This window comes from Streptomyces sp. NBC_01775 (assembly GCF_035917675.1).
Taxonomy (GTDB): Bacteria; Actinomycetota; Actinomycetes; order Streptomycetales; family Streptomycetaceae; genus Streptomyces.
Genome location: NZ_CP109104.1, coordinates 640,703 through 666,198, shown reverse-complemented (window position 1 = coordinate 666,198; position 25,496 = coordinate 640,703). Strand labels below are relative to the sequence as shown.

23 protein-coding genes and 2 pseudogenes are annotated in these 25,496 nt (G+C 69.4%); 18 read left to right on the top strand and 7 right to left on the bottom strand.

Annotated features, from left to right (window positions below; translation table 11 throughout):
* The first annotated feature begins 21 nt into the window (after positions 1-21).
* The 7 genes from OHB04_RS03265 (at position 22) to OHB04_RS03235 (ending at position 5,924) form a co-directional block, all read left to right on the top strand.
* Positions 22-510: a nuclear transport factor 2 family protein gene (locus tag OHB04_RS03265; RefSeq protein WP_326686152.1), complete on the top strand. Its 489-nt coding sequence runs from the start codon at positions 22-24 to the stop codon at positions 508-510.
* A complete protein-coding gene (locus tag OHB04_RS03260; RefSeq protein ID WP_326686151.1) occupies positions 470-1,114 on the top strand; it encodes a VOC family protein in 645 nt (214 codons plus the stop codon). The genes OHB04_RS03265 and OHB04_RS03260 overlap by 41 nt, the downstream gene beginning before the upstream one ends.
* Positions 1,111-1,950: a fumarylacetoacetate hydrolase family protein gene (locus tag OHB04_RS03255; protein ID WP_326686150.1), complete on the top strand. Its 840-nt coding sequence runs from the start codon at positions 1,111-1,113 to the stop codon at positions 1,948-1,950. The genes OHB04_RS03260 and OHB04_RS03255 overlap by 4 nt, the downstream gene beginning before the upstream one ends.
* A gap of 88 nt (positions 1,951-2,038) precedes the next feature.
* Positions 2,039-2,782: a hypothetical protein gene (locus OHB04_RS03250; protein ID WP_326686149.1), complete on the top strand. Its 744-nt coding sequence runs from the start codon at positions 2,039-2,041 to the stop codon at positions 2,780-2,782.
* 96 nt (positions 2,783-2,878) lie between these two features.
* Complete coding sequence (locus OHB04_RS03245) at positions 2,879-3,868, top strand: hypothetical protein (protein WP_326686148.1); 990 nt, start codon at positions 2,879-2,881, stop codon at positions 3,866-3,868.
* On the top strand, positions 3,868-4,971 hold the full coding sequence (locus tag OHB04_RS03240) for an alcohol dehydrogenase catalytic domain-containing protein (protein ID WP_326686147.1): 1,104 nt from the start codon (positions 3,868-3,870) through the stop codon (positions 4,969-4,971). The genes OHB04_RS03245 and OHB04_RS03240 overlap by 1 nt, the downstream gene beginning before the upstream one ends.
* A 65-nt stretch (positions 4,972-5,036) precedes the next feature.
* Positions 5,037-5,924 carry an SDR family oxidoreductase gene (locus tag OHB04_RS03235; protein ID WP_326686146.1) on the top strand — a complete coding sequence of 296 codons (888 nt, stop codon included), beginning with the start codon at positions 5,037-5,039 and terminating at the stop codon, positions 5,922-5,924.
* 260 nt (positions 5,925-6,184) lie between these two features.
* Here the strand turns inward: OHB04_RS03235 and OHB04_RS03230 are convergent.
* Positions 6,185-6,692 (bottom strand): annotated as a pseudogene (locus OHB04_RS03230) (TetR/AcrR family transcriptional regulator).
* Positions 6,693-7,005: 313 nt separating this feature from the next.
* Here OHB04_RS03230 and OHB04_RS03225 point away from each other — a divergent pair.
* The gene (locus OHB04_RS03225; RefSeq protein WP_326686145.1) at positions 7,006-7,248 is read left to right on the top strand and encodes a hypothetical protein; all 243 of its coding nucleotides are present in this window, start codon (positions 7,006-7,008) and stop codon (positions 7,246-7,248) included.
* 30 nt (positions 7,249-7,278) lie between these two features.
* Here OHB04_RS03225 and OHB04_RS03220 read toward each other — a convergent pair.
* Positions 7,279-7,419, bottom strand: a pseudogene (locus tag OHB04_RS03220) (IS630 family transposase); the annotation flags it as partial.
* A 67-nt stretch (positions 7,420-7,486) separates the two neighbouring features.
* On the opposite strand from OHB04_RS03220, the gene OHB04_RS03215 reads away from it, so the two are divergent.
* Positions 7,487-8,029 carry a dihydrofolate reductase family protein gene (locus OHB04_RS03215; RefSeq protein ID WP_326686144.1) on the top strand — a complete coding sequence of 181 codons (543 nt, stop codon included), beginning with the start codon at positions 7,487-7,489 and terminating at the stop codon, positions 8,027-8,029.
* 191 nt (positions 8,030-8,220) lie between these two features.
* Here OHB04_RS03215 and OHB04_RS41685 read toward each other — a convergent pair whose 3' ends face one another.
* Both OHB04_RS41685 and OHB04_RS03205 read right to left on the bottom strand, forming a co-directional pair.
* Positions 8,221-8,343, bottom strand: coding sequence for a hypothetical protein (locus OHB04_RS41685; RefSeq protein ID WP_442814778.1), 123 nt, complete (start codon positions 8,341-8,343; stop codon positions 8,221-8,223).
* Positions 8,344-8,752: 409 nt separating this feature from the next.
* Positions 8,753-9,817: a quinone oxidoreductase family protein gene (locus tag OHB04_RS03205; RefSeq protein ID WP_326686143.1), complete on the bottom strand. Its 1,065-nt coding sequence runs from the start codon at positions 9,815-9,817 to the stop codon at positions 8,753-8,755.
* Positions 9,818-10,511: 694 nt separating this feature from the next.
* Here OHB04_RS03205 and OHB04_RS03200 point away from each other — a divergent pair.
* On the top strand, positions 10,512-11,474 hold the full coding sequence (locus OHB04_RS03200; protein ID WP_326686142.1) for an amidohydrolase family protein: 963 nt from the start codon (positions 10,512-10,514) through the stop codon (positions 11,472-11,474).
* A gap of 334 nt (positions 11,475-11,808) precedes the next feature.
* Here the strand turns inward: OHB04_RS03200 and OHB04_RS03195 are convergent, their stop codons facing one another.
* Entirely contained in the window at positions 11,809-12,576 is a 768-nt protein-coding gene (locus OHB04_RS03195) for an IclR family transcriptional regulator (RefSeq protein WP_326686141.1), read from the bottom strand.
* Positions 12,577-12,695: 119 nt separating this feature from the next.
* Between OHB04_RS03195 and OHB04_RS03190 the strand changes: the two genes are divergently transcribed.
* From OHB04_RS03190 to OHB04_RS03165, 6 genes are read left to right on the top strand one after another with little or no spacing between them, the layout of a single operon-like run.
* Complete coding sequence (locus OHB04_RS03190) at positions 12,696-13,772, top strand: cupin domain-containing protein (RefSeq protein ID WP_326686140.1); 1,077 nt, start codon at positions 12,696-12,698, stop codon at positions 13,770-13,772.
* Positions 13,769-14,596 (top strand): fumarylacetoacetate hydrolase family protein, encoded by an 828-nt coding sequence (locus tag OHB04_RS03185; RefSeq protein ID WP_326686139.1) that lies wholly within the window; start codon positions 13,769-13,771, stop codon positions 14,594-14,596. Before OHB04_RS03190 ends, OHB04_RS03185 begins: the two co-directional genes overlap by 4 nt.
* Complete coding sequence (locus OHB04_RS03180) at positions 14,593-15,315, top strand: maleylpyruvate isomerase family mycothiol-dependent enzyme (RefSeq protein ID WP_326686138.1); 723 nt, start codon at positions 14,593-14,595, stop codon at positions 15,313-15,315. Before OHB04_RS03185 ends, OHB04_RS03180 begins: the two co-directional genes overlap by 4 nt.
* Before the next feature lie 16 nt (positions 15,316-15,331).
* Entirely contained in the window at positions 15,332-16,885 is a 1,554-nt protein-coding gene (locus OHB04_RS03175) for an FAD-dependent monooxygenase (protein WP_326686137.1), read from the top strand.
* The gene (locus OHB04_RS03170) at positions 16,882-18,942 is read left to right on the top strand and encodes an acetate--CoA ligase family protein (protein WP_326806759.1); all 2,061 of its coding nucleotides are present in this window, start codon (positions 16,882-16,884) and stop codon (positions 18,940-18,942) included. The genes OHB04_RS03175 and OHB04_RS03170 overlap by 4 nt, the downstream gene beginning before the upstream one ends.
* Complete coding sequence (locus OHB04_RS03165; protein ID WP_326806758.1) at positions 18,935-20,590, top strand: (2,3-dihydroxybenzoyl)adenylate synthase; 1,656 nt, start codon at positions 18,935-18,937, stop codon at positions 20,588-20,590. Before OHB04_RS03170 ends, OHB04_RS03165 begins: the two co-directional genes overlap by 8 nt.
* Before the next feature lie 364 nt (positions 20,591-20,954).
* Here the strand turns inward: OHB04_RS03165 and OHB04_RS03160 are convergent, their stop codons facing one another.
* Positions 20,955-21,326 (bottom strand): antibiotic biosynthesis monooxygenase family protein, encoded by a 372-nt coding sequence (locus tag OHB04_RS03160; protein WP_326806757.1) that lies wholly within the window; start codon positions 21,324-21,326, stop codon positions 20,955-20,957.
* 117 nt (positions 21,327-21,443) lie between these two features.
* Complete coding sequence (locus tag OHB04_RS03155; protein ID WP_442815071.1) at positions 21,444-22,124, bottom strand: alpha/beta fold hydrolase; 681 nt, start codon at positions 22,122-22,124, stop codon at positions 21,444-21,446.
* A 74-nt stretch (positions 22,125-22,198) separates the two neighbouring features.
* On the opposite strand from OHB04_RS03155, the gene OHB04_RS03150 reads away from it, so the two are divergent.
* A complete protein-coding gene (locus tag OHB04_RS03150) occupies positions 22,199-22,612 on the top strand; it encodes a hypothetical protein (RefSeq protein ID WP_326686133.1) in 414 nt (137 codons plus the stop codon).
* 997 nt (positions 22,613-23,609) lie between these two features.
* On the top strand, positions 23,610-24,698 hold the full coding sequence (locus OHB04_RS03145) for an amidohydrolase family protein (RefSeq protein ID WP_326806756.1): 1,089 nt from the start codon (positions 23,610-23,612) through the stop codon (positions 24,696-24,698).
* The last annotated feature ends 798 nt before the right edge of the window (positions 24,699-25,496 follow it).

The following is a 25,496-nucleotide window of genomic DNA, read 5'->3' as shown; positions in this document are numbered from 1 at the left end:
GTTCAAGAGGCAGGAAACGCCATGGTGACTCCTGCTGATCAAGACGATGCCGGGAGCCGCTCCCTGGCTCTGGTTGTCGGAGGCCACCACGACATCGAAGAGGGCCGGGCCACTGCCGAGCCCGACGTGTTCGCGGACGATGCCGAATTCGAGGCACACGGCAGGGTCTTCCGTGGTCGCAGCGAGATTCTCGACTTCCTCCGTGCGCGGGAGGCCGACACGGCGCGGCAGACCGTCCACGTACTTGCCAATGAGGTCACCACCGCCCAGGCCGGCGGGCCCCACGGCAAGTCCGTCCAGTTGCCGGCGCTGATCCTGCTGCACGTGTGGCAGCCCGATGGTGCCTACGTCCTCGACCGCGTCCTCAACACCACCCACCAGTTCCGCCGTGCGGGCGGCAAGTGGCGCATCACGCGCCGTACCTCAAGGCCGTTGCACCCCACCGTTGACGGGCAAGGAGGCCCCCACGATGACGACGACCCCCCAGACCGAGACCGGACCAGGGGCTGACGGAACGCAAGCCGTCGCGCTGCAGCTCTCCGAGCTCGTGCTCAAGACCGGCCGCTACGACGACATGGCCGCCTTCTACGCGCACGTACTGGGACACGGCCCGTTCTACGAGCGGACCCCGGATCCCGACGCCCCGCCGCGTCCCGCGGGGATGCCCGAGCGAGCGGTCGACGTCCGACTGGGCTTCTTCCGTGTGCATGACTCCCCGCACAGCCAGGTCCTCGCGCTGTTCGGCATCGACAGCCTGATCGGGACCGACGCCTCCGGGCCGGGCCTGCATCACTTCCAGTTCGGCGTCAGCACCCTGGGCGACCTTATCTCCCAGCACGAACACATGGCCTCCATCGGCGCGCGCCCGCACCGTGCCGCCAACCACGGCCAGGCCACCAGCTTCTACTACCGAGACCCGGACGGGAACATCATCGAGTTCTCCTGCGCCAACTTCGCCACCACCGAGGAGGAGGTGGCCTTCATGTCCGGTCCCGTCTTCGCGGCGAACCCTTCCGGCCGGGAGCTCGACCCGGATCGCTTCACCGCCCGCTACCGTGCCGGTGACCCCGAGAGCGAGTTGCTGCGCCTCGACAACCAGGCGGTGGCCCTGTGACCAGGCTCGTCAGCACGGCCAAGGGAATCGGCAGACTTGAGGACGACGGCGAAACCGTCGCCCTTCTCGACCTCGACGCGGCGGACCTCGGCGCCGCCCTGCAGGCCGGCCTCTGCATCGCGTCCATCGCCACGGCCTCGGTCCGCGACCGTGTCCCCGTGGCTCAGGCTCAGCTGATCGCCCCCGTCCCCAGACCTTCCAAGATCTGGGCGGTGGGCTACGCGTACGCCGGCCACCGCACCGAGGTTGGCTACAACGGCGTGGCCGAGGAGCCGGTCGTCTTCCTGAAGGCGCCGTCCTCGGTCATCGGCACGGGCGGGCAGATCCGCTTCCCGGAGGCAGCCCCCGACGAGGTCGACTACGAAGGCGAGCTCGCGGTCGTCATCGGCCGGCGTGCGACCGATGTGTCCGAGGCGGAGGCGTACGCGTTCGTCGCCGGCTTCACGATCGTCAACGACGTCAGCGCCCGTGACGTGCAGAAGGGCCGCATCCCCGGACGGGCGGCCAATGTCACCGCGGCCAAGAGCTTCGACACCTTCACGCCCATGGGGCCCGCCCTGGCCACGCTCGACGAGTTCGCCGATCCCGACGACCTGCACCTGCGCACCTGGGTCGATGACGAGCTCCGTCAGGACGCCCGCACCTCGCAGCTCATCCATCCCGTTCCAGTGCTGGTCTCCTATGTGTCTCGGCAGACGGCCCTGGAGCCTGGCGACGTGATCGCCACCGGAACGCCGGCCGGCGTCGGACACAAGCAGGGACGCTTCCTGCAGTCCGGCACCGAGGTCCGCATCGAGATCGAGGGCATCGGCTCCCTTGCCAACATCTGCGCTTGACGGACCGGGCGCGTCGGAGGCGGCATTTCGGCCGGAGGAATGGCGCCTTCACCCCTCGACTCCGGCATCCTGCACAGGAGGCAACGAAGTGAGCACGGAAGTGAAGAACGGATTCGGTGGCGGAGACCCGTGGGAGTACATCCAGCCGTGGGACGAGGAGCGTTTCGGGCCGGAAATCCATGACGTCACCCTGCGGGTGAAATGGGAAATGGCCATGGCCATCGCCGGTGGCCTGCCGTACATCTGGCAGGAGCTGGCCCGGCCGATCTCCGAGATCGTCTACGGTCTGCTCGAACTCCGTCCCGGAGACCGGATTCTGCTCATCGGTGAGGGCATCGCGCCCTCCGGATGGGTCGAGGACATGCGGGCCCTGGTGGGACCGGAGGGCGTCATCGACACCGTGGAGATCATCAAGGACGGACGAAACGCCGTCCTCGGCAAGGTCCCCGGCCGGAACGGACAGATCGGCTGCTGGCGCTGGTCGTACACGGACTCGGTGGACGACGAGGCATACGATTGCGTCGCCGTGTTGCAGGCGACACAACACTGTGACGACTGGCACGAGACGGCCGCGGACCTGCTGCGGGTGATGAAGCCGGGCCGGCGCATCGTGCTGGCCGAATCGGTTTTGAAGGGAGCGACGTTCTCCTCCCGTATCAACTCCGACGTCCACCTTCGGCAGTGGTTCGACAAACTCTTCGCGCACGTCCCCGTGGACGACATTCCCTACTACTCCGGAGAGCAGATCCGCGAGGCGTTCGGGGACAAGGTCGACAGCCCTCAGCTGATGGAATGGAAGGGTATCGAGATGTACTGGGGCCGAAAGAGGTGAACACTGCCGTGGGCTTCAGGCAACAGGCTCCGGCACACATTCCCTCCCCCTCACCCGAGTCGATCCTCTCATTCACCCAAGGACAAGGAGGTCCCCGTGAGCGTCGTTGAAGACGTCATGGTCCTGGGCTCCGACCATCCGTTGCGCAGTATCGTCCGCGACGAGCACCTGCTTCTCTCGCCGCCGCATCCCACGAAGGTGCCCGTCAAACTGTGGCAGGAGCACCCGCCGCTGACCGTGGTGCACTACCCGCAGCAGTACGAGCCGGAGGCATTCGCCCCGCCGCGCGGCGTCTACGAGAACGACGAGATCCGCGTCGAGTGGCAGAAACTCGACGGACGGCAGCCGTTCTACCACCGCAACTGCGACGTCGACGAGATCTCCTACCAGATCGGCGGCGAGCGGACACTGATGTCCGAGCTCGGTGTGATCGAGTTCCAGCCCGGCGAGTTCTCCCGTATCCCGCGCGGCGTCGCCCATGACAACTACGGCCGCGAGGACAGCCACCTGCTGTTCTACATCTCCGCGCCGGTCACCGAACTGGCGTCGGCCCAGCGGGAGTCCGGGGCCATGTTCCCGCCGTTCCCCGGTTGGCAGCCCGGCGAGGCCAACGAGGCGATCACTCAGTGCATGGCCGCGCTCGGCCACGACATCACCGTCTTCGGGGTCGACGAACAGCTCCTGCTCGAGCAGGTGCACCACGAGGACAGGCGGATGGCGGTGCTGCGGGCCGATTCCGGTCAGGACGTCACTTGGCTGTACACGACCGATCGCATCCGCCTCGGCATGGTCACCACCACTCCTGGCGGGCAGCGCCGTTACCGGCGCACCCTCGACGCCGACGAGATCCAGTACCAAGCCCATGGTCACCGCACGCTGATCACCCAGCGGGGCGTCGCCGACCTCGAGCCGGGCGACTTCGTGCGCGTCCCGCTCGGCATCTCCCACACCAGCGTCGTGACCGAGCCCGGTGACTACGTCAGTCTCCTCTCGCACCAGGAACTGCCCCAGGTCGCCGAGACCACGCGTACAGCGGATGCCTACACCTCCGAACGGCTCCCGAGCCTCTCGGTGGAGGTCCGCTGATGGCCACGATGCTCGCCCTGCGAGCGCACCAAGGCGCCGAAGCACTCGCCCTGGACGAGGTGCCCGTCCCCGAGCCAGGTCCGCTCGACGTGGTCGTGAAGGTCGCCTCCGCCGGCCTGGCGCCGGGCATCATGCGCCTGCTGCGGATGGGAGCGCTCAAGCACCTGCCCACCACCCTCGGCCACGAGGCCGCAGGCGTCGTCTCCGCCGTCGGCCGGGACGTCACGGGCCACGCGGTCGGCGACCGGGTGCGGGTCCACCCCCTGCTGAACTGCCGTGAATGCGACTACTGCCGTACCGACCGGGACATGATGTGCGCCCAGCAGGCCATGCTCGGCCACGCCGCATTCGGCGATGGTCCGATGCCGCTGTACGAGCAGTACCACGACGGCGGACTCGCGGAGTACGTCCGTGTCCCGCACTGGCTGATCGATTCCCTGCCGGACTCCGTCGGCTTCGACGTCGCGGCCAAGGTCCAGGATCTGGCCAACGCCATGCGCGCGCTCAAGTGCGCCGACCTTCCGGAACGGGCCGCTCTCGTGGTTACCGCCGCGACCGGCACCATGGGAACCGCGACGGTCAAACTCGCGGAGCACTTCGGAGTCGCCCGTCTGATCCTCGTCGGCCGCGACACCGAGCGTCTCCACCGCGTCGCCGGGCTCGCCGGCGGCATACCGGCCAGTGTCGTCGCACTCGACGAACTCCCTGAGAACTGGTCGACCGACGGCACTCTCACCCGTCGGCTGCGCGAGCTGGCACCCGAGGGAGCCCATGCCGTCATCGACTTCATCCCGGAGGGTCCCGCCCTCGGCCAGACCATGGCGGGCATGGCCACCGGCGGCACACTCGTGCACATGGGCGGCAACTCCACCCCGCTGTCGCTTCCCCCCATCGCCCTGATGATGCATTGCTGGCGCTTCGTCGCCACTCGCGCCTACACCCGCCGGGATGCAACGGATGTCCTGCGTCTGCTCGAGACGGGCGCCCTCACCGCCGACGAGCTCATCACCCATCGGTTCCCGCTCGCCGAAGCGCTCAAGGCCATGGACGCGATACAGCAACGGTCCGACGACCCCATGTGGATGACCGTGATCAACCCCTGACCCGACGCACGCGCGCGTCACGGCGCCGCGGAGTCACCTCAGAACAGCGAGAGGAAACCGGGAAAGTGTCCGAGTCAGAAGCCGTACGCAGCAAGGAGCAGCCCCTGATCGCGGTGATCGGGGCGGCAGGGCTCTGCGGTACGTACGTGCTGGAGGCCGCGCTGCGAACCCCATTCCGGGTCCGGGCCGTGGTGCACGGCCCGTCAGGGCGGGAACGAGTGGCTGCGCTGGGCGTGGGCGATACCGTCGAGGCCGACCTGGAGGAGCCGGACGCCGTCCGTCAGGCGCTGAAGAACGCCGACTTCGTGTTCATGATTCCGCCGGCGTTCCACCCTGAGGAAGACGTGCTCGCGATCAGGGCGCTCGAGGCGGCTGAGCACGAGGGCGCGCGCCGGTTCGTGTACCTGTCCGTCCTCCACCCGCACACCCCTGGGCTGCGCCACCACCTGCGCAAGGCGAACGCCGAGGCCGCCGTGCGGGCCTCAAACCTGAACTGGACGATTCTCCAGCCCTCGATGTTCGCGCAGATCGTCCTGTCGACGTGGGGGAGGGCTCCGGCCGGCCCCGTCGGGGTGCCGTTCAACGTCGACAACGAGTTCTCGTTCATCGACTTGCGTGACCTCGGGGAAGCCGGCGTCAAGGTGCTCTCCGAGCAAGGCCACGACTCGGCGACCTACGAACTCGCGGGACCTACCCTCACGTTGGCCGACGCGGTGCGCTTCGCCGGACGTGCACGAGGAGTGGATCTGGAGGCGAGGACGGTGGACTGGGCGGACGCACCGCTCCCGCCGGGAGTTGCCGACTCTGCGTCCCGGGCCTCGGACATGCGCGCCATGTGGCAGGACTATGACCGGCACGGCCTGCGCGGCAACAGCAACGTCCTGCGGATGCTGCTCGGCCGTGAACCCGCGTCCTTTGAGGAAGCGGCCACCGCGTTCGCCGCGCGAGGCTGAGCGCTCCCGACGCAGTCGCGGGGTGTCTCCCCAGGTGGAGGGGAGACACCCCGCGCAGGAACTGCGACGGAACACCACCACGGGGCCAACGGCTGCTCGGTACGCGGCAGCACGGTGACCCGCGGCATTACGCCGTCCAGCGAATGCGCAAGTTCTCCTCAGGCAAGCGGCCGGGGCACCACCAAGTCGGGTTCGCGCTCCTACCGGGTGCGGTGCGGCAGACGCGGGTGACAGCGGTCGCCCCCCCGGCGCCCACGCGTTCAACCGCGCGGGGAGCTGACGGGCCGTAGGCCATGGAGGACGGCGTCGACGATCTGTTCGGGCAGCCCATCCGGGAGGCCGGGGTCGTGGCGTACGAACGTGCGGATGAGCAGGGGGCCGACGAACATGTCGATGGTCAGTTCCAGGTCGATGCCCGTACGGAGGTCCTCGTTCAGCTGGCCTCGCCGGAGAGTCTCCAGTCCGAGGTCGAGCCGGGGAGTGATCACACCGGGGTGGCGGGCGGCCCATATCTTCGGGCTGCTTCTCATCTGGGCGTGCGCGGTGTGCAGGATCGCCGACGAGCGGCCGGACAGGCTGCGTTGACGCAGCGACTCCAGCAGAACGTCCAGGTCGTCCCGCATCGATTGCCGGGGAGGTCGCGTTCAGGGGGCTCGGCGGCGCGGATGACGTCGACGAAGAGGTCCTCCTTGTCGCTCCAGCGGCGGTCGATGGCTGCCTTGCCGACGCCGGCGGTGCGGGCGATGGGTCGACGGAGAGATCGGCCAAGGGGACGCCAGCCTTTCAACGTCTCTTCCTCACCTCGCCGAGTCGGATCCGGAAGTGGCTCGGCTGGACGGCCCGGGTCAGTTCAGGGATCGACCGTCGATGGCGAGGGCGTCGGCGTTCAGCTCCTCGACCAGACGGTAGAGCAGCCGGTGAATGGCATCCTTGTCATCCGGGGAGAGCGGCGAGGTCGTCTCCCGTTCGATCCGCCTCGCGATCGACGTGGCACGAGCGCGGCCACCGCATGTCCTCGGCGGTCGCGAACAGGCGCATGCTGCGGCGGCTCTTCAGCGGTGTGGCCCCACGGCTTTCCGCAATGCCCGCGGCAGGCGAAGGCACGATCGGCACCGCCGCCCAGCTCCTCGCCTTCAGCGCGGGCCTCATGGACCCGCGAGCACCCCGGCGCACTCTGTACGTCGCCGCGAAGGGTGCCACGCGCCTTGGTGAGACCGTCCGTGCCTCGGGCCTGGAGGGTCAGGACTCCGCCGTGGATGCTTTGTTCACCACGGAGACCACCTTTGTCGCGGGTGGCAACCAGCCCACACCTGCGGCCCGCTAGTGCGGTGACCACAAACGATCACCGGGTTGGTCACGCGGCCCGGGACTGAGAGCGACCCCGCCAGCGGTGTCGTTCACTCCGTACCCGGGCACGTTCCCGACGCTGCGGGGCCAGCACATCCGGGTGCCGGTTGTTCGCGTTGCGCCACCGCAGATACGCGTGCAACTCCCGCCCTCGCCCTCCCCGCCGGCCGAACTATGATTCGGCCTCGGGCTTCCAAAATTCTTGGAGAGTACGCATGAGCGACGTGAGCACCGGCACCGGCAAAGTGGTCGTGAACAGGGCGATGTCGCTGGACGGCTTCATCGCCGGTCCTGGCCACGCGATGGACTGGATCGCCGAGTACCTGACTGCGGACGTGTTCCCGGAGATCATGGCGGCCACAGGCGCCATGCTCGTCGGCCGGGGCACGTACGAGGTCGCCAAGCGTATGGCCGGCCAGGACGCCACCTACGACGGGGGAGCACAGTTCGTCCTCACCCACGAGCCTCCCGACGAACCGGACCCTGCCGTCACGTTCCTCACCTGTGGACTTGAGGAAGCCGTTGCCACGGCACACAGCGCCGCGGGCGGCAAGAACCTGGAGATCCTCGGTGCCGACGTGGCCGCCCAGTGCCTGCGGCGCGGGCTCGTCGACGAGATCCTGGTGTATGTCCTACCGGTGCTACTCGGCGACGGTATCCGCTTCTCGCCCTCAAGCCTCGACAGGATCGACCTGGAACCTTTCAGCAACACCCAGTCGGGCGCCGTCACGATGCTCCGGTTCCGCGTGCGAAAGTAGGCGCGGCCCTCAAGCAGCCAGTGCGTTGACCACGGACGTTCGCCGGGTCTGATCAGGCGACTGTGGGCCGTGGGCGTCCCCAGCGTTGTTGGCGTTCGCTGCGGACCTTGGCGCGCTCGCGACGTGGGGCGGCCAGGACGTCGGGGTGGCGGGCATTGGCGTTGCGCCACCACAGGTAGTCCTGGAGTTGATCAGGCGAGGACGGCCTCCCGCCCACTGAGGGTCCACGCGGCCAGGCCCCTCGCCTTGAAGGGGTGGATCACATCCCGGACGGTGTCCTCATGCGCGGCAACCAACCGCGCGATCGCCGTCACAGGGGTCTCCGACGCCGACGCCATAACGATCAACGCCCGGCGGACCGCACGGACTCGTGTCTGCCCCGCTGGACGATCTGCTGCAGCTTCCGGCCCTCTTCATCGGTCAACCGCCGTGCTCTGACCGGCTCTGCCATTTCGGCCTCACCCTCAACAGCGACCACGTTGCCATCGAGAGTGAGGCCGACAGAACCCCGTGCCGCGAATACTGAACCGCGTATCACCACACCCGGCCGACGTTCGTGGTCAACGCACTAGACGGATCCGCGAGCTTAGGGCAATGGCGACTGACGAGTCATGATCAGTCCGGTGGAGTACGAACTCCGTACACCGCCGGCAGCATGAAACCAAGTAACTCGGCTCCACCCAACCTGGGGCAGTTCCCCCGTTCGGCAGGCGGCTCGGGGTGTTAGGGCAGGAGGAGTACTTTGCCGGTCTGCCGGTGGCTTTCGAGGTAGGCGTGGGCTTCGGCGGCTTCTTCCAGGGGGTAGGCGCGGTCGATGATCGGGTTGATCTTTTTGTCTGCCAGCAGTTCCAGGCAGAGTTGCTGGTCGCGCAGGGTGGCGCCGCGGACGCTGGCGATCTTGACCTGTCGGCCGATGAGGGCGAGTGCGTCCAGTTCGAGGCGTGAGCCCTGGTCGGTCGGTGTGCCCAGGACGATGACCGTGCCGCCGAGCCGTGTGCAGAAAAGGGAGAGCTGGAAGAAGTCGTTGCCGCCGACACAGTCCCAGACGGCGTCGGCGCCCAGACCGTGCGTCAGCTCCCGGACTCGCGCCGGCAGTCCGGGATCGGTGGAGTGCAGGATGTGGTCGTAGCCGAGCTTGCTGAGCGCTTCGTCGCGGTCCGGCTTGGTGGTGGTGCCGATGACGGTGGCTCCGCTGAGTTTGGCCAGTTGTGCGCAGGCGATGGCCATCCCGCCGCTGGCGCCGGTGATGACCACGGTGTCGCCGGGGCCGACGGGTGCTTGGCGTGCGCAGTTGAGGGGAGTGGTGTAGGTCCACATGGTGGCTGCGGCCGTCTCGAAGTCGACGCCGTCGGGGATGGGCAGGATCGCGTCCTGGCGGCGCACGACGTACTGGGCGTATCCGCCGAAGACCTGGTGTCCGGGGTAGGCGGTGTCGACGCACAGGTTTTCCAGGCCGCGTACGCACAGGGCGCAGTTACGGCACGGCGGGTGCGGAAGCTGCACCGCCCTGTCGCCGGGGTTCCACCGGGTGACGTTCTCGCCGGTGGCGACGATTTCACCGGCCGCGTCCCTGCCGAGCTGGAACGGCAGAGGCCACGGCGGCCGTCCCGGCAGAGGCTGCGGCAGGTTGCCCGCGCGGTAGCGCAGGTCCCAGCTGTTGACGGCCGTGGCGTGTACGCGCATCAAGACGTCGTCGGGGCCGACCTCGGGAATCGGCGCCTCTATGTACTTGAGCACCTCGGGTTCGCCATGTTCGAACAGGCGGACCGCCATCATGGTCTGCTCCACTCTCACGTCCCTTCACATCGTTACGCGGTTCATCTAGGGCTTCATGGCGCCGCCTGCGCCTCACCCGCCCCGGTCAGAACGTGTGGGAGCGAACCTCGGCCAGACGGCTCACCAGGACCGGAACACGAAACCGAACAGTCCGACGATCCGGGGCGGCCCGTTGCGTGGCCTGGCCGTGGCAATCGGCACAGGTTGACAGACCGCCCGGGTTCTTGACTGCGAGTCATGAGTCGAGGCTGCGTCTATCTGACTTCCTCACTGGTCTTGACTGGAAAATACCCTAGAACTAGCTTGGCTCCAGTTCAAGAGAGGGGGAGTGGGCAGCAGCCCCACGTCACCCAGGAGCGCTCTGGAGCGGCAAGAGTCAGCACCTCCTCTGCTCAGGCGCTGGTGGTCAGGCGGCCCCGCAGGGGTGGGCGTCAGCGACTTGCCGGGACAACTGCCTGACCTCGTTCGGGCTGGTCCCGGCCCGAGAGGGTGCATTTGCCCTCGGCCCCGGTCGCCGGATGCGGCCCGTCGGCTCTGCGAGCAGAGCAGGACCAGCCGGTCACGACAGCCCACCCTCTGACTGCCGCCATGCGGCGGTCTGGTCACGGGGCAGTCCGGGCTCGCCGCCGAGACGGCGCCCGGCAGCCGTGCCTCCGCCACGCCCGGCGGCTCGAAGGGCCATCGAAACGCCAAGAAGGAGAAAAAGATGCGCATCGTGGCCGTGGAAGAGGCCTTCTCCATTCCCGGAGCCATCCGGCAGGAGGCAGCGATCCGTCAGCGCATGGCGGTGCCGGGGGCGATCAAGCAGGAGTGGTTCCGTCGCCTGGACGATCTGACCGAGCTGCGGCTGGCGGACATGGACGCCAACGGGGTCGATGTCCAGGTCCTCTCGTATTCCACGCCGGGCGTGGAAGTGATCGAGGATCCCGCGGAGGCCGTGGTGGCCGCGCGGCAAATCAACGACGATCTCGCCAAGGCGGTCGCCGCACATCCGAAACGGTTCGCGGGCTTTGCCACCCTTCCGTTGCAGGACCCCAAGGCCGCGGTTGTGGAGTTGCGTCGGGCGGTGACGGAGCTCGGGTTCAAGGGCGTGCTGTACAACGACCATGTGCGGGGGCACTACCTGGACGAACCGCAGTTCAGAACGGTATGGGCCGAGCTGGAGCGCCTCGGCGTGACGCTGTATCTGCATCCGGCTGTTGTGCCGGCGGACAACTGGCGGGTCTTCGACGGGTATCCCGTGCTGGTCGGGCCGTCCTGGGGCTGGACCGCGACGGTGGGTGCCCATGCGCTCCGGCTGATCTACGGCGGTGTGTTCGACCAGTTCCCGGGCGCCTCGGTGATGTTGGGGCACATGGGCGAGCTGCTGCCGTTCCAGATGGCCCGGCTCGACAGCCGCTACGACCAGGTGCCTGCCGAGCACAGGGTGCAACACCTGCCCTCGTACTACCTGCGGAACAACGTGTATGTCACCACCAGCGGAGTCATGTCGCATGCCGCGCTGCTGGGAGCCGTCCATACCGTCGGCGTCGACCGGGTGCTGTTCTCCATCGACTACCCGTTCGAGTCGAGCGCCGAGGCCGTGGGATTCCTGCGTTCGGCACCGTACGCGCCGGCCGACCTCGCGAGCATCGCGCACGGCAACGCCGAGCGCGTTCTGAGACGGTGAGGAGACGCGATGCCGAAAGGGCGCGATTCGTGGAGTAGGGATCGGCGTACTGAACGTGGGCGATGTCGAACGGCCCGGGCCCGGTGAAGGACCGTCACTCGTCGGGATGGCAGCCGCCGGGATCAACCTGCGGGGCCGCGATCCGGCAGGGGTTCCTGTACGACGGGTTTCCGGCGACGTTCCCCTCGGGTCAGGCCGCCGGGTGGGACCGCCCTGGGAACAACTGCACTGCGCCTTCACCGGGATGCCCTTCGCAGAGGCCGTATGACATGCCTCGAAGACTGCTACGGCGCACGCCACCATGCTGCTTGACGGTGGCGTTCGCCGCTGCCGTTCACAGACCTTGACCGATGTCCCGCGCGGTCGTGAGCAGAGGTTGGGACAGGTCAGCGAGCCTTGCGCGGGTGCAACGGACGGACGGAGCCGCCACGACCACGGCAGCTATGGCGGTGCCCGTGCGGTCGCGCACACACGCACCGACGGCGTGCACTCCGCGCTCGCTCTCCTGCCGGTTGGTCGCGTAGCCGTCCCGGCGCACTGCTGCTAGCTCGTTCATCAGGCTCTCGAAGTCCTTGGGAGCCTTGGCCCGGTCCTCGGGGAGTCCGTTGGGGTAGAGGGCCAGGAGCCGGTCCGCCGGCATCGCCGCGAGCAGGGCCTTCCCGCCCGAGGTCACGTGGGCGGGAAGGAGCGTGCCGGTGCGGTAGCTGACACGCAGGGCCTGGGGGCCCTCCACGCCGTCCAGGAAGCGGGCTCCGTTGCCCTCGAGCACCATCAGGTGGGTCGTCTCACGGACGGCGTCCGCCAGTTGTTGCAGGTGGGGGTGGGCGATGGTGATCAGATCCGGGGGAGGGGCCGCCTGACTTCCCCTGATCGCCTGCAGAGCCGGCCCCGGCCGGTACACCTTGCGGCGGTCCTGCGCCGCGAATCCCTCGTGGACGAGCATCGCGAGGATCCGGTGGGCGGTCGAGCGCGCGACGCCGAGCCGGTCGGCTACGTCCATCACCCGCAGCTCGTCGAGCTCGTGCAGCAGCCGGACGACACGTAGGGCGTTGCCGGCTGCACTCACGGGATACGAGGGGCCAGGCTCTTCCGAATTCTCCATAGAGGAATTCTATCCATAGAAGATTCCGAAAAAGGGAAATGGCGGCGTAGCGTCCTCTGCAGCGCGCAAGTGAGCGCGCCTTCGGGCGGTTACACAGAACGCACTACGTGGAGGTTGTCTTGACCGACACAACCAGCGAGCAGACCGAGCAGAAGCTGCTCGACGAGCTCTACGCGGACTTCGAGGACGTGGGCCTGATCCCGCTGTGGACCCAGGTGGACGGCCTCATGCCGATGTCGCCGCAGTCCGCAGCCGTCCCGCACCTGTGGCGGTGGGCGCAGCTGCTGCCCATCGCACAGCGCTCCGGCGACCTGGTGCCGGTGGGACGTGGCGGCGAGCGCCGCGCCATGGCCCTGTCCAACCCCGGCCTCCCGGGCCGTCCATACGCCACGCCCACGCTGTGGACCGCGATCCAGTACCTGGGTCCGCGCGAGGTCGCCCCCTCGCACCGGCACAGCCAGGGAGCCTTCCGCTTCGTGGTCGAAGGCGAGGGCGTGTGGACCAACGTCGACGGGGACGCGGTCGCCATGAAGCGCGGTGACCTGCTGCTCACGCCGAGCTGGGCCTTCCACGAGCACCAGAACGTCACCGACGAGCCGATGGCCTGGCTCGACGGCCTCGACATCCCGCTCGTCTCCCAACTGGACGCCGGATTCTTCGAGTTCGGCCCCGATGAGCTCTCCACCCGCGAAACCCCCGAGCGCTCGCGCGGCGAACGACTGTGGGGCCACCCCGGGCTGCGCCCGATGGGCCTGCCCGACCAGCCCAACTCCCCGCTGGCCGCCTACCGCTGGGAGCACACCGACGCCGCGCTGACCGCCCAGCTGGAACTGGAGCAGGAAGGCGTGCCCGGCGTGATCGAACCCGGACACGCCGGCATCCGCTTCTCCAACCCCACCACCGGCAGGGACGCCCTGGTCACGATGCGCACTGAGATGCGCCGACTGCGGGCCGGCGCCCAGACCACCCCGGTGCGCCAGGTCGGCTCCTCGATCTGGCAGGTGTTCGAGGGTGAGGCGGTCGCCCACGTCGGCGACAAGGTCTTCGAGATCGCCAAGGGAGACCTGTTCGTCGTCCCGTCCTGGTGCGAGGTCTCCCTCGTAGCCCGCACCCAGGTCGACCTGTTCCGGTTCAGCGACGAGCCCGTCTACGAGGCGCTCGGCCTCGCCCGTACCTCCCGAGGAGAACACAAGTGAAGCTCGCCACCATCCGGGTCAACGGCGTCACGCGCGCCGTCCGCATCGATGACGACAGGGCGGTGGACCTGGGTGAGAGCGACCTGGTGGCCTTCCTGCGCCACAGCGACTGGGCGACGCGTGCCGCGACCGCCGATGACGAAACGTACGAAGGCGCCCTGGACTACGCCCCCGTCGTCGCGCCGGAAAAGGTCGTGTGCGTCGGCCTCAACTACCGCACCCACATTCTGGAGATGGGCCGCGAACTCCCCTCGCACCCCACGCTGTTCAACAAGTATGCGCGGGCCCTGGTCGGTGCCTACGACGGCGTGACCCTGCCCGCCGCGTCCACGCAGATGGACTGGGAGGCCGAGCTCGGCGTCGTCATCGGAGCCGAGGTCCGGCACGCCGACACGGCGCAGGCGCGGGCCGCGATCGCCGGGTACACCGTGCTCAACGACGTCACCGCCCGCGACTGGCAGTACCGCACCACCCAGTGGGACCAGGGCAAGACCTTCGAGGCCACCACCCCCATCGGACCGTGGCTTGTGACCGCCGACGACCCCGCGGTGTCCGCCCAGGGCCTGAGCCTGACCTGTGAAGTCGACGGCGACACGGTCCAGAAGGCCGACACCGGCGACCTCGTCTTCGACCCGGCCACGCTGGTCGCGTACCTGTCCGAGATCATCACGCTGGTGCCCGGCGACGTGATCGCCACCGGTACTCCGGGCGGGGTCGGCCACGCCCGCAAGCCCGCTCGCTATCTCCAGGACGGTACGCGCCTCGTCACCCGCATCGAGGGGATCGGCGAGTGCCGCAACACCTGCCACCGGGAGATGCGGTGAGCGCACGCCCGGACCCGGTGCTGGAGTGGGCCGCCAAGGGGACGGCCGCCTTCGAGGCGGCCGTGCACCGGCTGACCGACGCGGATCTCACCCGACCGTCGTACCTGCCGGGCTGGAGCAGGGCCCACGTCGTCGCCCACGTGGCCCGGAACGCCGACGCGCTCGTCAACCTGATGACCTGGGCGCGTACGGGTGTGGAGAACCCGATGTACGCCAGTGCCGACCAGCGTGCCGACGGGATCGAGGACGGCGCCCGCCGGCCGGCGGGCGTGCTGCGTGAGGAACTCCTCGCGGCCGACGGACGACTGGCCGAGGCGTTCGCCGGCCTGCCGGACGAGTGCTGGGGCGCGACCGTGCGCACGGCACGGGGACGCGAGGTGCCGGCCTCCCAGGTGCCCTGGATGCGCGTGCGCGAGGTGTGGGTCCACACCGTCGATCTGAACATCACCACCTTCGACGATGTCCCGCACGAGGTGTGCGCGGCGCTCGTCGACGACGTGGCCGCCGCCTTCCGGGCCCGCCCGGACTGCCCCCCTGTCGAGCTGCGGACCGAGAGGGATGTCCGCACCTGGCTCCTGGGCGCGCCCGGCGGCGCGGAGCCGGTCGCGGTGAGCGGTGGCCTTCCCAGCCTGGCCGCCTACGCGACCGGGCGCCCCGTGCCCGGCCCTCTGTACCCGACCGGCGGGGGATCCCTGCCGAAGCTGCCCGCGTGGCTGTGAGCACGAAGGGAAAGCCATGAAAGTTGCCTGCATCGGCGCAGGTCCCGGAGGACTTTTCTTCGCCACGCTGCTGAAGCGGAGTCGGCCCGGCGCCGAGGTTGTGGTCTTCGAACGCAACCGCTCCGGCGACACGTTCGGCTTCGGAGTGGTCTTCTCCGACGCCACACTCGACGCCATCGACGCCGCCGACCCCGTCCTCAGCGAGGCGCTGGAGAAGCACGGCCGGCACTGGGACGACATCGAGGTCCGCGTGCACGGTACGCGGGAGCGCGTCGGCGGCATGGGCATGGCGGCCGTGGTCCGCAAGACGCTGCTGAGCCTGTTGCTGGAGCGGGCCCGCGCCGAGGGCGTGCAGATGCGTTTCCAGCACGAGGTCCGCGATCCCGCCGAGCTGGACGAGTTCGACCTGGTCGTGGTGTGCGACGGCGCCAACAGCCGCTTCCGCACCATGTTCGCCGACGACTTCGGGCCGACCGCCGAGGTGGCGAGCGCGAAGTTCATCTGGTTCGGCACCACCTACATGTTCGACGGGCTCACCTTCGTCCACCAGGGCGGCCCGCACGGTGTCTTCGCCGCCCACGCGTATCCGATCAGCGACTCGCTGAGCACCTTCATCGTCGAAACCGGCGCCGACTCCTGGGCCGCAGCCGGCCTCGACGCCTTCGATCCCTCCACCCCGCCGGGCCCGAGCGACGAGAAGACCAAGAGCTACCTGGAGGACCTGTTCCGCGAGCAGATCGACGGGCATGCGCTGGTCGGCAACAACTCCCGCTGGGCCAACTTCGCTACCCGCAGGGCCCGTTCGTGGCGGCGTGGCAAGTGGGTGCTGCTGGGCGATGCGGCGCACACCGCGCACTTCTCCGTCGGGTCCGGCACCAAGATGGCCATGGAGGACGCGGTCGTACTGGCCGAGGCCCTGGGGGAGGCGTCGCACAGCGTGCCGGAGGCACTCGGGATCTACGAGGAGCGTCGCCGCCCCGAGGTCGCGAGGATCCAGAACTCGGCACGTCCCAGCCTGTCCTGGTGGGAACACTTCGGCCGCTACGTCCGCTCGTTCGACGATCCCACGCGGTTCGCCTTCCATTTCCTCACCCGCAGCATCCCGCGCCGCAAACTCGCCGTGCGCGACGCGTCGTACGTGGACCGCGTCGACGGATGGTGGCGGCGACGCCACGAGGCGGAGCCCCTGGAGACGCCTTTCCGTGCCGGCCCGTTCCGCCTTCCCTCGCGCCGGGTGACGGCCGGCGACGACGGGCTGACCGGGGCTGACGGCACCCGCATCCCGATGGTTCCGTTCGACGGCCGGCCGTCGCACGCGGGCGTGTGGATCGACGCGCCGGGCACGGAGGAGGGTCTGCCGCTCGCCCTCGATCAGGTGCGCGAGACAGCACAGGCGGGCACACCGCTCATCGGCGTACGCGGCGGTACGGCACTGACTCGCGTACTGGTCGCGGAGGAGGCCCGGCTCGTGCACGGACTGCCTGCCGCGGTCATCGGCGCGTATGACGACGACACGCTGACCACGTTCGTGCTGTCCGGCCGAGCCGACCTCGTCGGAGGCACCAAGTGACCGGGCTGAACCCACTGTTCGCACCCCGAGCCATCGCCGTGCTCGGCGCATCGGCCACGCCCGGGAAGCTCGGCGCGGCGATGACCGACTCCCTGGCTTCCTTCCCGGGGCCGGTGATGAAGGTCAACTCCGGCCGCCCGGATCCCGACCGGGGCTTCTTTCCCACCGCCGACGAGGCGGCCGAAGCCCAGGGCATCACGCCGGACCTGGCTGTCTCCTGCATCCCGGCCGCCGTGACCGCCGACGCCCTGCGCGAGGCGGCGGCCACGGGGGCCCGCGCCGCCCTCGTGTGTGCAGGCGGGTTCGCCGAAGCCGGCGGCGACGGTGCGCTGTACCAACAAGCGCTGGCCGAGGTGGTGCGGAACACCGGCATCCGCGTCCTCGGGCCGAACACCTCGGGCTTCCTCGCGCCCCACCGACGGCTCACCGCCAGTTTCGTCCCGGGCGCGGCCGACCTGGAGCGGGGGCCGGTGGCAGTCGTGGCCGCCAGCGGCGGCGTGAACCACGCGCTGGCCTTCGCGCTGGCAGAGGCCGGGGTCGGCCTGCGCCTCGGGGTTGGGCTGGGCAACAGCTTGGACGTCACCCAGGCCGACGTTCTCAACCACCTCGCCGACGACGACGGCGTACGGGCCGTCGCCCTGCATGTGGAGACGGCGGCGGAAGGACGCCGTCTCACCGGGGCCGTACGCCGCCTGACGGATCGTGTCCCCGTCGTGGCCCTGGTCGTGGGCCGCAGCGACATCGGCGACTTCGCCCGCTCCCACACCGGCGCCCTGGCCACCTCCTGGCGCGTGACCAGGACGGCCCTGCGCCAGGCCGGAGCCGTCCTCGTCGACGACGAACGCGACCTCGTCGATGCCGTCACCGCCCCCAGCCGCCTACGGCTCCCCGCCAACCCACGCCCGGGCATCGGCCTGGTCACCGCACAGGCCGGACCCGGACTGCTGCTCACCGACGACCTGCGCTCGCACGGCATCCAGGTTCCGCCCCTGGCCGAACGGTCGGTGAAGGAACTGCGCGAGCTGCTTCCCGCCCTCACCTACCTGAACAACCCCGTCGACACCGGCCGCCCCTCGCCCGCGCTCACGCAGGTCGTGGAGCGGGTCTCGGAGGACCCCGGCATCGACGTCACCGCCGTGTACGGGTTGTTGGAACCCACCGCGGTGGACCTCCCGGCCGCGCTGACCGCCGCCCGCACCGCCACCCCGCTCGTCGCCGTCGTCGGCGGACCCCTGGAGCAGACACGGCAGACGCGCCGACAACTTGGGGAAGCCGGCATTCCCTGCGCGGCCACGCCGGCCTCTGGTTCGGTCATGGTGCGTGCGCTCGTCGAGGACGCGGCGGCCCGCACTCGTCTAGAGGCTGCCGGCGTCACCGAGCCCAGTGCACCCACGCTGCCTCTGTCCGGCGCTGTCGACGAGCACACCGCCAAGGGTGTCCTCGCGGACCTGGGCATCCGTACGCCGGTACGGCGCGTGTGCGCCGACCCCGCCGCGGCGCATGCGGCTCTCGACGAGCTCGGCGGACCGGTCGTGATCAAGATCTTCGACGCGGAGATCCTGCACAAGACGGAAGTCGGCGGGGTCCAGGTCGGCATCCGCACGCACCAGGAACTCGACGACGCCCTCGCCCGCTTGCCCGCAAGCCCCGCCCTGCTGGTCGAGCGCATGGCCCCCGCGGGCCCCGAACTCATCGTCGGCGTACGCCGTGACCCGGTCTTCGGCCCCGTGCTGGCGCTGGGCGCCGGGGGAACGGCCGCTGAAATCCTCGGCGACGTCTCCTTGCGTCTCGTGCCCTTGCCCGTGAACGAGGCCCACACGATGCTCGACGAGCTCGCCACCCGTGAGGTGTTCCTGGGAGCGCGCGGCGCCACCCCGGTCGACCGTGCGCGACTCGCCCACGTGCTGCTCGCCCTCTCGTCCCTGGCCGCCGAAAAGACGGTGGCCGAGTGCGAGATCAACCCCCTGCGCGTCCTACCCGACGGCGACGTCGTCGCGCTCGACTCCGTATTGCTGCTGCGTGACTCCCGGGATCAAGGAGGATCCGACGATGCGTGAGGGATTCGTTCCCTGGCCCAAGGAGGCCGCCGACCGCTACCGCGAGGCTGGGCACTGGCGTGGCAGGCCGCTCGGGTCGTACCTCCACGAATGGGCTGCGACCTACGGCGACGCGGTGGCCGTCGTGGACGGCGACACGCGCCTGACCTACAGTCAACTCGCAGACAGAGTCGACGGGTTGGCGTGCCGCCTGCTGGACACTGGTCTCAACCCCGGTGACGCGATGCTCGTCCAGCTGCCCAACGGCTGGGAGTTCGTCACGCTCACCCTGGCGTGTTTGCGGGCGGGAATCGCTCCGGTGATGGCGATGCCCGCGCACCGCGGTCACGAACTGCGCTACCTGGCCGAGCATGCCGAGGTCACGTCGATCGCCGTATCTGACCGACTCGGCGACTTCGACCACCAGGCCCTGGGTCTGGAGGTCGCCGAAGCCACGCCGAGCGTACGGCTGTTGCTTGTCGCAGGTGGCACGGTCGGCATCGCAGCCACGGAGCTGCGCGCACTGGCCGCACCGGCCGACGACCCGGCCACCGCACGGGCCCGGCTCGACCGGCTCGCCCCGCAGAGCAGCGACATCGCCGTCTTCCTGCTCTCCGGCGGTACCACCGGACTGCCGAAGCTCATCACCCGCACCCACGACGACTACGAGTACAACGCGCGGCGCAGCGCCGAGGTCTGCGGCATCGACTCCGACACCGTCTACCTGGTGGCATTGCCCGCCGGACACAACTTCCCGCTGGCCTGCCCCGGGATCCTGGGCACCCTCATGAACGGTGGCCGCGTGGTCCTGGCCGGCACGCCGCACCCCGACAAGGTGCTGCCGCTGATGGCCGCCGAGGGCGTGACGGCCACCGCAGCCGTGCCCGCCGTCGTCCAGCGCTGGATCGACGCCGTCGCCTCCGGCCGCCACGCCGCGCCCGCGCTGCGGTTGCTGCAGGTCGGCGGCGCCCGACTCGCCCCGGAGGTCGCCCGCCGCGCCGAACCCGTGCTCGGCGGCACGCTCCAGCAGGTGTTCGGCATGGCAGAGGGGCTGCTGAACTACACGCGCCCGGACGACCCCGACGACATCAAGATCGAGACCCAGGGGCGCCCCATGTGCCCGGAAGACGAGATCCTCGTCGTCGACGCCTCCGACAACCCGGTCCCGCCCGGCGAGATGGGCGCTCTGCTCACCCGCGGCCCGTACACCCCACGCGGCTACTACCGGGCCGACCAGCACAACGCTCGCGCGTTCACGCCCGACGGCTGGTACCGCACCGGCGATGTCGTCCGGCTACACCCCTCGGGCAATCTCGTCGTCGAAGGACGAGACAAGGACCTGATCAACCGGGGCGGAGAGAAGATCTCCGCCGAGGAGGTCGAGAACCTCATCTACCGCCTGCCCGGTGTCGCCCGTGTCGCGGCCGTCGCGAAGGCTGACCCCGACCTGGGGGAGCGGGTGTGCGCGGTCGTGGTCGTCGAACCGGGGGCCGACCTGACCCTCGAATCGGTCCGCGCCGCCCTCACCGCGATGCAGGTGGCCCGCTACAAACTTCCCGAAGACCTGCTGGTCATGGACGAATTGCCGCTGACGAAGGTCGGCAAGATCGACAAGAAGCGTCTGCGGGATGTCGTCCGTGGCAAGGCAGGATCCGTCGAGGCGGTGTGACAGGGCGAGCCGGCGACGTTGCGGTGCTGGCCCCGCGTCCCCTGGGGGAGTCAAAGCTGTCCTGCCGGCCTTCCGGCGGTACCTGGGGAACAACTCCAGCTACCGCCGTCGCCGTCGACCCGTCCCGGCCATTGGACCAGCAACGGGAAGTGCCCGCCTCCTGGCAATTGGCCTCATGAGTCCTCGCGTACGTCCTGCCGCTGCGCTTTCTCTGCGCGGACCAGGCCGAGCACTTCGAGCACCGGCCGGTCGGTCAGAGGGAACAGGTCGGCGTCATCGGCGCGAGTCGTCCGCCGCCCAGGGATCGCACTTCGCCACACGTCGTGTGCGTGGCGAAGGGCAGGCCGGAATCGGGGAGCAGTCGTCATTCCCCTTCGCAGACGCCTTCGACGGCGAACTTCTGGTACAGGTGCGGATAGGCGACGGTGCGGGCAGGGTAGCGCTCCAGGTGCGAGGCGAACTCCGGTGTGCCGAGCGCTGCACGGAGGTGCTCGGCGGACTTCCAGACCGCGACGTCGGTGAACAGCCGGCTGCCGCCGATGCCCCGGTACAGCTGCACCGAAAGAAGGCTTCCCGACTTCTTCATGTACTCCGCGTCGTCCGTCCAGGCAGCCACCACCTCCTCCTCCTTGCCTTCCGGGGCGACAAACGTGTTGATGACGGTGACCGGGCGGGCCTTCTCCTTCTGCTGGTCGTGGAAGTGGGTGGACGCGTCGATGTGGCCGAACTTGAGCATGATTTCTCCGTGAGATCGAGGGGGAAGTGGGTCTACGAACCCACAGGGATCCGGGACCGGGAGGCGGCCCGTTTGCGTGCTGGTGAGTCGTGATCAGTGGGTGGTCCGGGTGAGGGGTTACGCCGATGGCCGCCGCGTGGTCCCACTCGTGGTGTGCGTTCCGGCGTGGTGCTTGTCGAGGAAGTCGGTGATGAGCTGCAGCCACTCCTCGGGCCGCTCCAGCATCGGCAGGTGGCCGGTGGGGATTTCCGCGAGTTGGGCGCCGGGGATGGTCTCGGCGAGGTGGCGGTGCAGGGCGGTGGAGGTGAGCCGGTCGTCGGTGGTCGAAACGACCAGGGTGGGGACCTTGATGCCGGCGAGGTCGTCCCGGACGTCGACCTGGCCGACGAGGTCGGTCTGCTCGGAGCTGCCGTCGGGCGCGGTGGCGGCGGTGTAGCCGAGGTTCTGCTGCAGTTGCTCGGCCGGCATCGACTCCAGCGCCTGGGTGCCGAGGGCCATCAGGAGCAGGAATTCGGCGAGCAGCTCGCGGTCGTGGGACGCGGCGATCTTGCTCCAGACCGAGGAGGCGAGAGCGAGCCGGTTGTCGCGGTGCGGGAAGGCGGCGGTCAGGACGAGTGCGGTGACGCGCTCGGGGTGGCTGGCGGCGCGGATGGCGACCGGGCCGCCGAGGGAGAAGCCGGACACGGCGAAGCGGGCGAGACCCTCTGCGTCGGCGGCGGCGATGAGCTGGTCGGCGAGGTCGTCGACGGACAGCGGGGTGGTGGAGCGGGGGGTGTCGCCGCTGCCGGGGTAGTCGATGCCGGCGACGGTGTGGCGGGCGGTGAGAGCTTCCAGGACGGGGCCGTAGGTGCCGGCCAGCTGCTGCCAGCGCCGTGGGCGAGGAGCAGGCCGGGGCCGGAACCGAGGGCCCCGACCTCGGCACCTATCCGGAACCGGGCAGCGACGTGGGCGCCGTGGCCACCGCCTGGCTGAAGAGCCTGCGCGCCGGGGTCAGCGTGCCGTCCGTGCGCACCGCGGCTCTGGCGGTCACCGCCCAGGCCGACGACGACCCCGACAGTGCCCGGGCACTCGTCCGCATCGGCGAAGACCGCTACGCCGGCTTCAACAGGCTGCTGGAGCCTGCGGGTGTCCGGATCAGCGAAGACGAGTTCACCCTGCTGTACGGGCCCGTCCTGGCCCGGCTCTTCCTCGACCGCGGTCAGGTCACCGACGCCTTCATCGACGCCGTCGTGGCCCAGTGGCTCACCATGCTGCAGCGTGCCGACGCACCGCAGGACTCCGCGTAGTGGTCACCGAGAGCTCTTGGCAGAGGCCAACCGGGACACGTGCGTTCAGGCAGCGAAACCGGACTCGTGTCAACCCGTCATCGTCACCCCCGCCGAGTGTGCCTCGCCGCCCCGCTGCCGAGCGCTACTGCTAGACCCTGCATGGCCGTCGGCCAGCTGCCCGCGTCCGCATGTGGAGCGCCGTCAGGTACTCCCGGACGTGCTCGGCGACGCCGGTTGGTCGAGCCTGTGTGGTCGACCACCACCTGAGCGAGGCCCTGCACCGCTACGAGGCTCTCGAAGGCACGGGCGCCGGTCCGGCGGTTGGCTTCATGGAAGCTTCATGTGCTGAGTGGTAGGTGCTTTATGAGGCGGCCGTTGTCTGGCGGTCATGCACGTAATCCTCATCGGGCCGGTGGACAGCGTTGATCACCACGCTGTGCGGCACCTGACTACGGCAGTTGACGCCGCGCTGTCCGGGTTCCGTCGTGATCGGCGCATTCCTTCGTCTGGGGCGGGCCAGGCGCGTGAACCTCGCTGGGCATGAGGTCGGCGATGACGCCGTGCATGAAGGAACCGGCGGCCTGTCGACCTGTGCGGGGGCAGCGCCGGCAGGGTCGGCGGCGCTGCTCGCGGGTCCGCTCCACAGCCGACTGCCGCCCGGCGCGGCTACGTCGGCGCCATGGGGTTCCCACGCATGAGCGCCTGATCGACCTGTTGGCGGCGACTGGCCCGGCCGAGGAGCGACTCTCGCCTTGCGCTCCCCGACGGCCTGGACCGCGCGCACGCCCGCGCGTGGAGGCAGCGGTCTCCGTTACGGCGGGGAGCATCGCCGTCCTGCGCAGGCCCTGCCGGCCTGACGACGGCGCCGTGACGCACGCACATACGTCCTGACTCGCACACAGAATGAAGAGGGGAACTGGAAATGAACCTGCGACGGAACATCTCGCGTCGAAGGATGATCGAAGGGGCATCGGCCGCAGCGCTTGTCGGGGCGGCGGCCACGGTGCCGGCTGCCGTGGCTGGTCCGGAGGCGGCACCGTCCGGCCCGGGGCTGCCGAAGGGCAACTGGCGTATCGATACGCACGCGCACTATGCCCCCGACGTGTACAACGACTACCTGAAGCGCTACGGCCTGCTCGGCGCCATTACCGAGGCGTACGGTCCGTGGTCGGTCGATCGGCACCTGGCCTTCATGGACAAATACCGGATCCAGGCCAGCGTGCTGTCGTTCGGCGACCTCCAGGTCACCGTCGGCCCGGTCGACGACCGGCGCGCCACCGCCCGCGCGGTCAACGACTACGCCCGCGACCTGGTGCAGACGCGTGGTGACCGGTTCGGGATCTTCGCGGTCACCCCGATGCCCGACATCAAGAGCTCGGTGGCCGAGGTGGACCGCGCGCTCGGCGAACTGGATCTCGACGGCATCTGTCTGCTCACCAACTACAAAGGCACCTACCTGGGGGATCCTTCATTGGCGCCTCTGTACGAGATCCTCAATGACCGCGGTGCCTATGTCTACGTCCACCCGACGGGTCCGGAGGTGAACCCGGCTCCGAAGCTCTGCTTCGGCCCTGACATCCCGGCCGGGAACAACGTCTTCGAGTACACCTTCGACGCCACCCGTGCGATGACGAGCCTGATCTACAACGGTGTCCTGCGGGACTACCCGAACATCCGCTGGCACTTCACGCACTGCGGCGGGGCACTGCCGTTCCTGGCCTACCGGCTCGCGACACGGCACTCGGCCTTCCCGCCGTTCAACGAGGTGCTGCCGGAAGGCCCCCTCAAGTACATCAAGCGGATGTACTTCGACGACGCACAGGCGTTCACCGCCGCGCAGTTGCAGCCGCTGTCGTCGCTGGTGCCCGCCGACCACATCATGTTCGGCAGCGACTGGCCCGCGACCCGCCACCTCTACGCGGCCGACAACGTCGAAACGATGCCCTTCCTCAAGGGCAGCCTTCCGCTCCTCAAGACAGGCGACCCTGAACCGACCGTTGATGAGGTCTACAGCCGGCGCCGGCGGATCGCTCTGGAGCGGACCAACGCCCTCGAGCAGTTCCCGAAGCTGCGGGCGCGCATACGCCGCGCCGGCTCGCGCTGAGCCGCGACCGCACGCCAAGCCCGCCGCCCGATGCCCCTCCGACGAGGCGCGGGCGGCACCCCGTGCAATGGTCAGCGCCGGCCGACGGAGGGGCCACCGACGGAAATCGATGTCGCCTGGCCGGGCGAACGCGACCCGCAGGATGGGACCCTGGCTGCGTAGGTCCGCTTCGCACATGGCGGGTCGTCGCTCCTGCCGCAGCGAGACCACCGCGACAACCCCAAGCCCGGCTCCTGCGGCGGTGCCGGGCCAGGTCAACCTTCTTGCGCATGCCAGGCCGTGCACCGGGCTGACAGCACCGGCATGGAAGTCGTTCACATCTTGGTGGCCTCAACCCTGTGCCTGCCACGGGCACGTAGCCGGCCGGCAGCGGCCACGATGTCGTCCGTGGTCGGCAGCCGACCACCGTCCAGCACGAGCGGCGGATGCCGGTGCTCGGCGAAGTCGCCCAACCACAAGGCGCCGAGGCCGGCAGGCGGCTTGGCGGACGGGCTCCCGGTCCAGCCGACCGTGCTCGCCTCGGGGATGGCCGGGACACGGAGCCGACACGAGACGGAGGGCGGGATTTCATCGCTCTGGTCTCGCTGGCGTCCTCGGCCGCAGCGGACTCGGGTACTGCTGTGCGGTCATGGACGGTTCCTGGTGCAGGCTGTCGATGCCGGGATCGCGTACGGGTGTATGCCTGTGCTGATCGGGGCTCCGTAAGTGAGAAGTTCACGTCGAACGGCGCTGTGCGGCACACTCGGCGGCCTGACAGCGGCCGGCCTCGCGGGCTTCCGGTTGGCCCAGAGCGCCCTT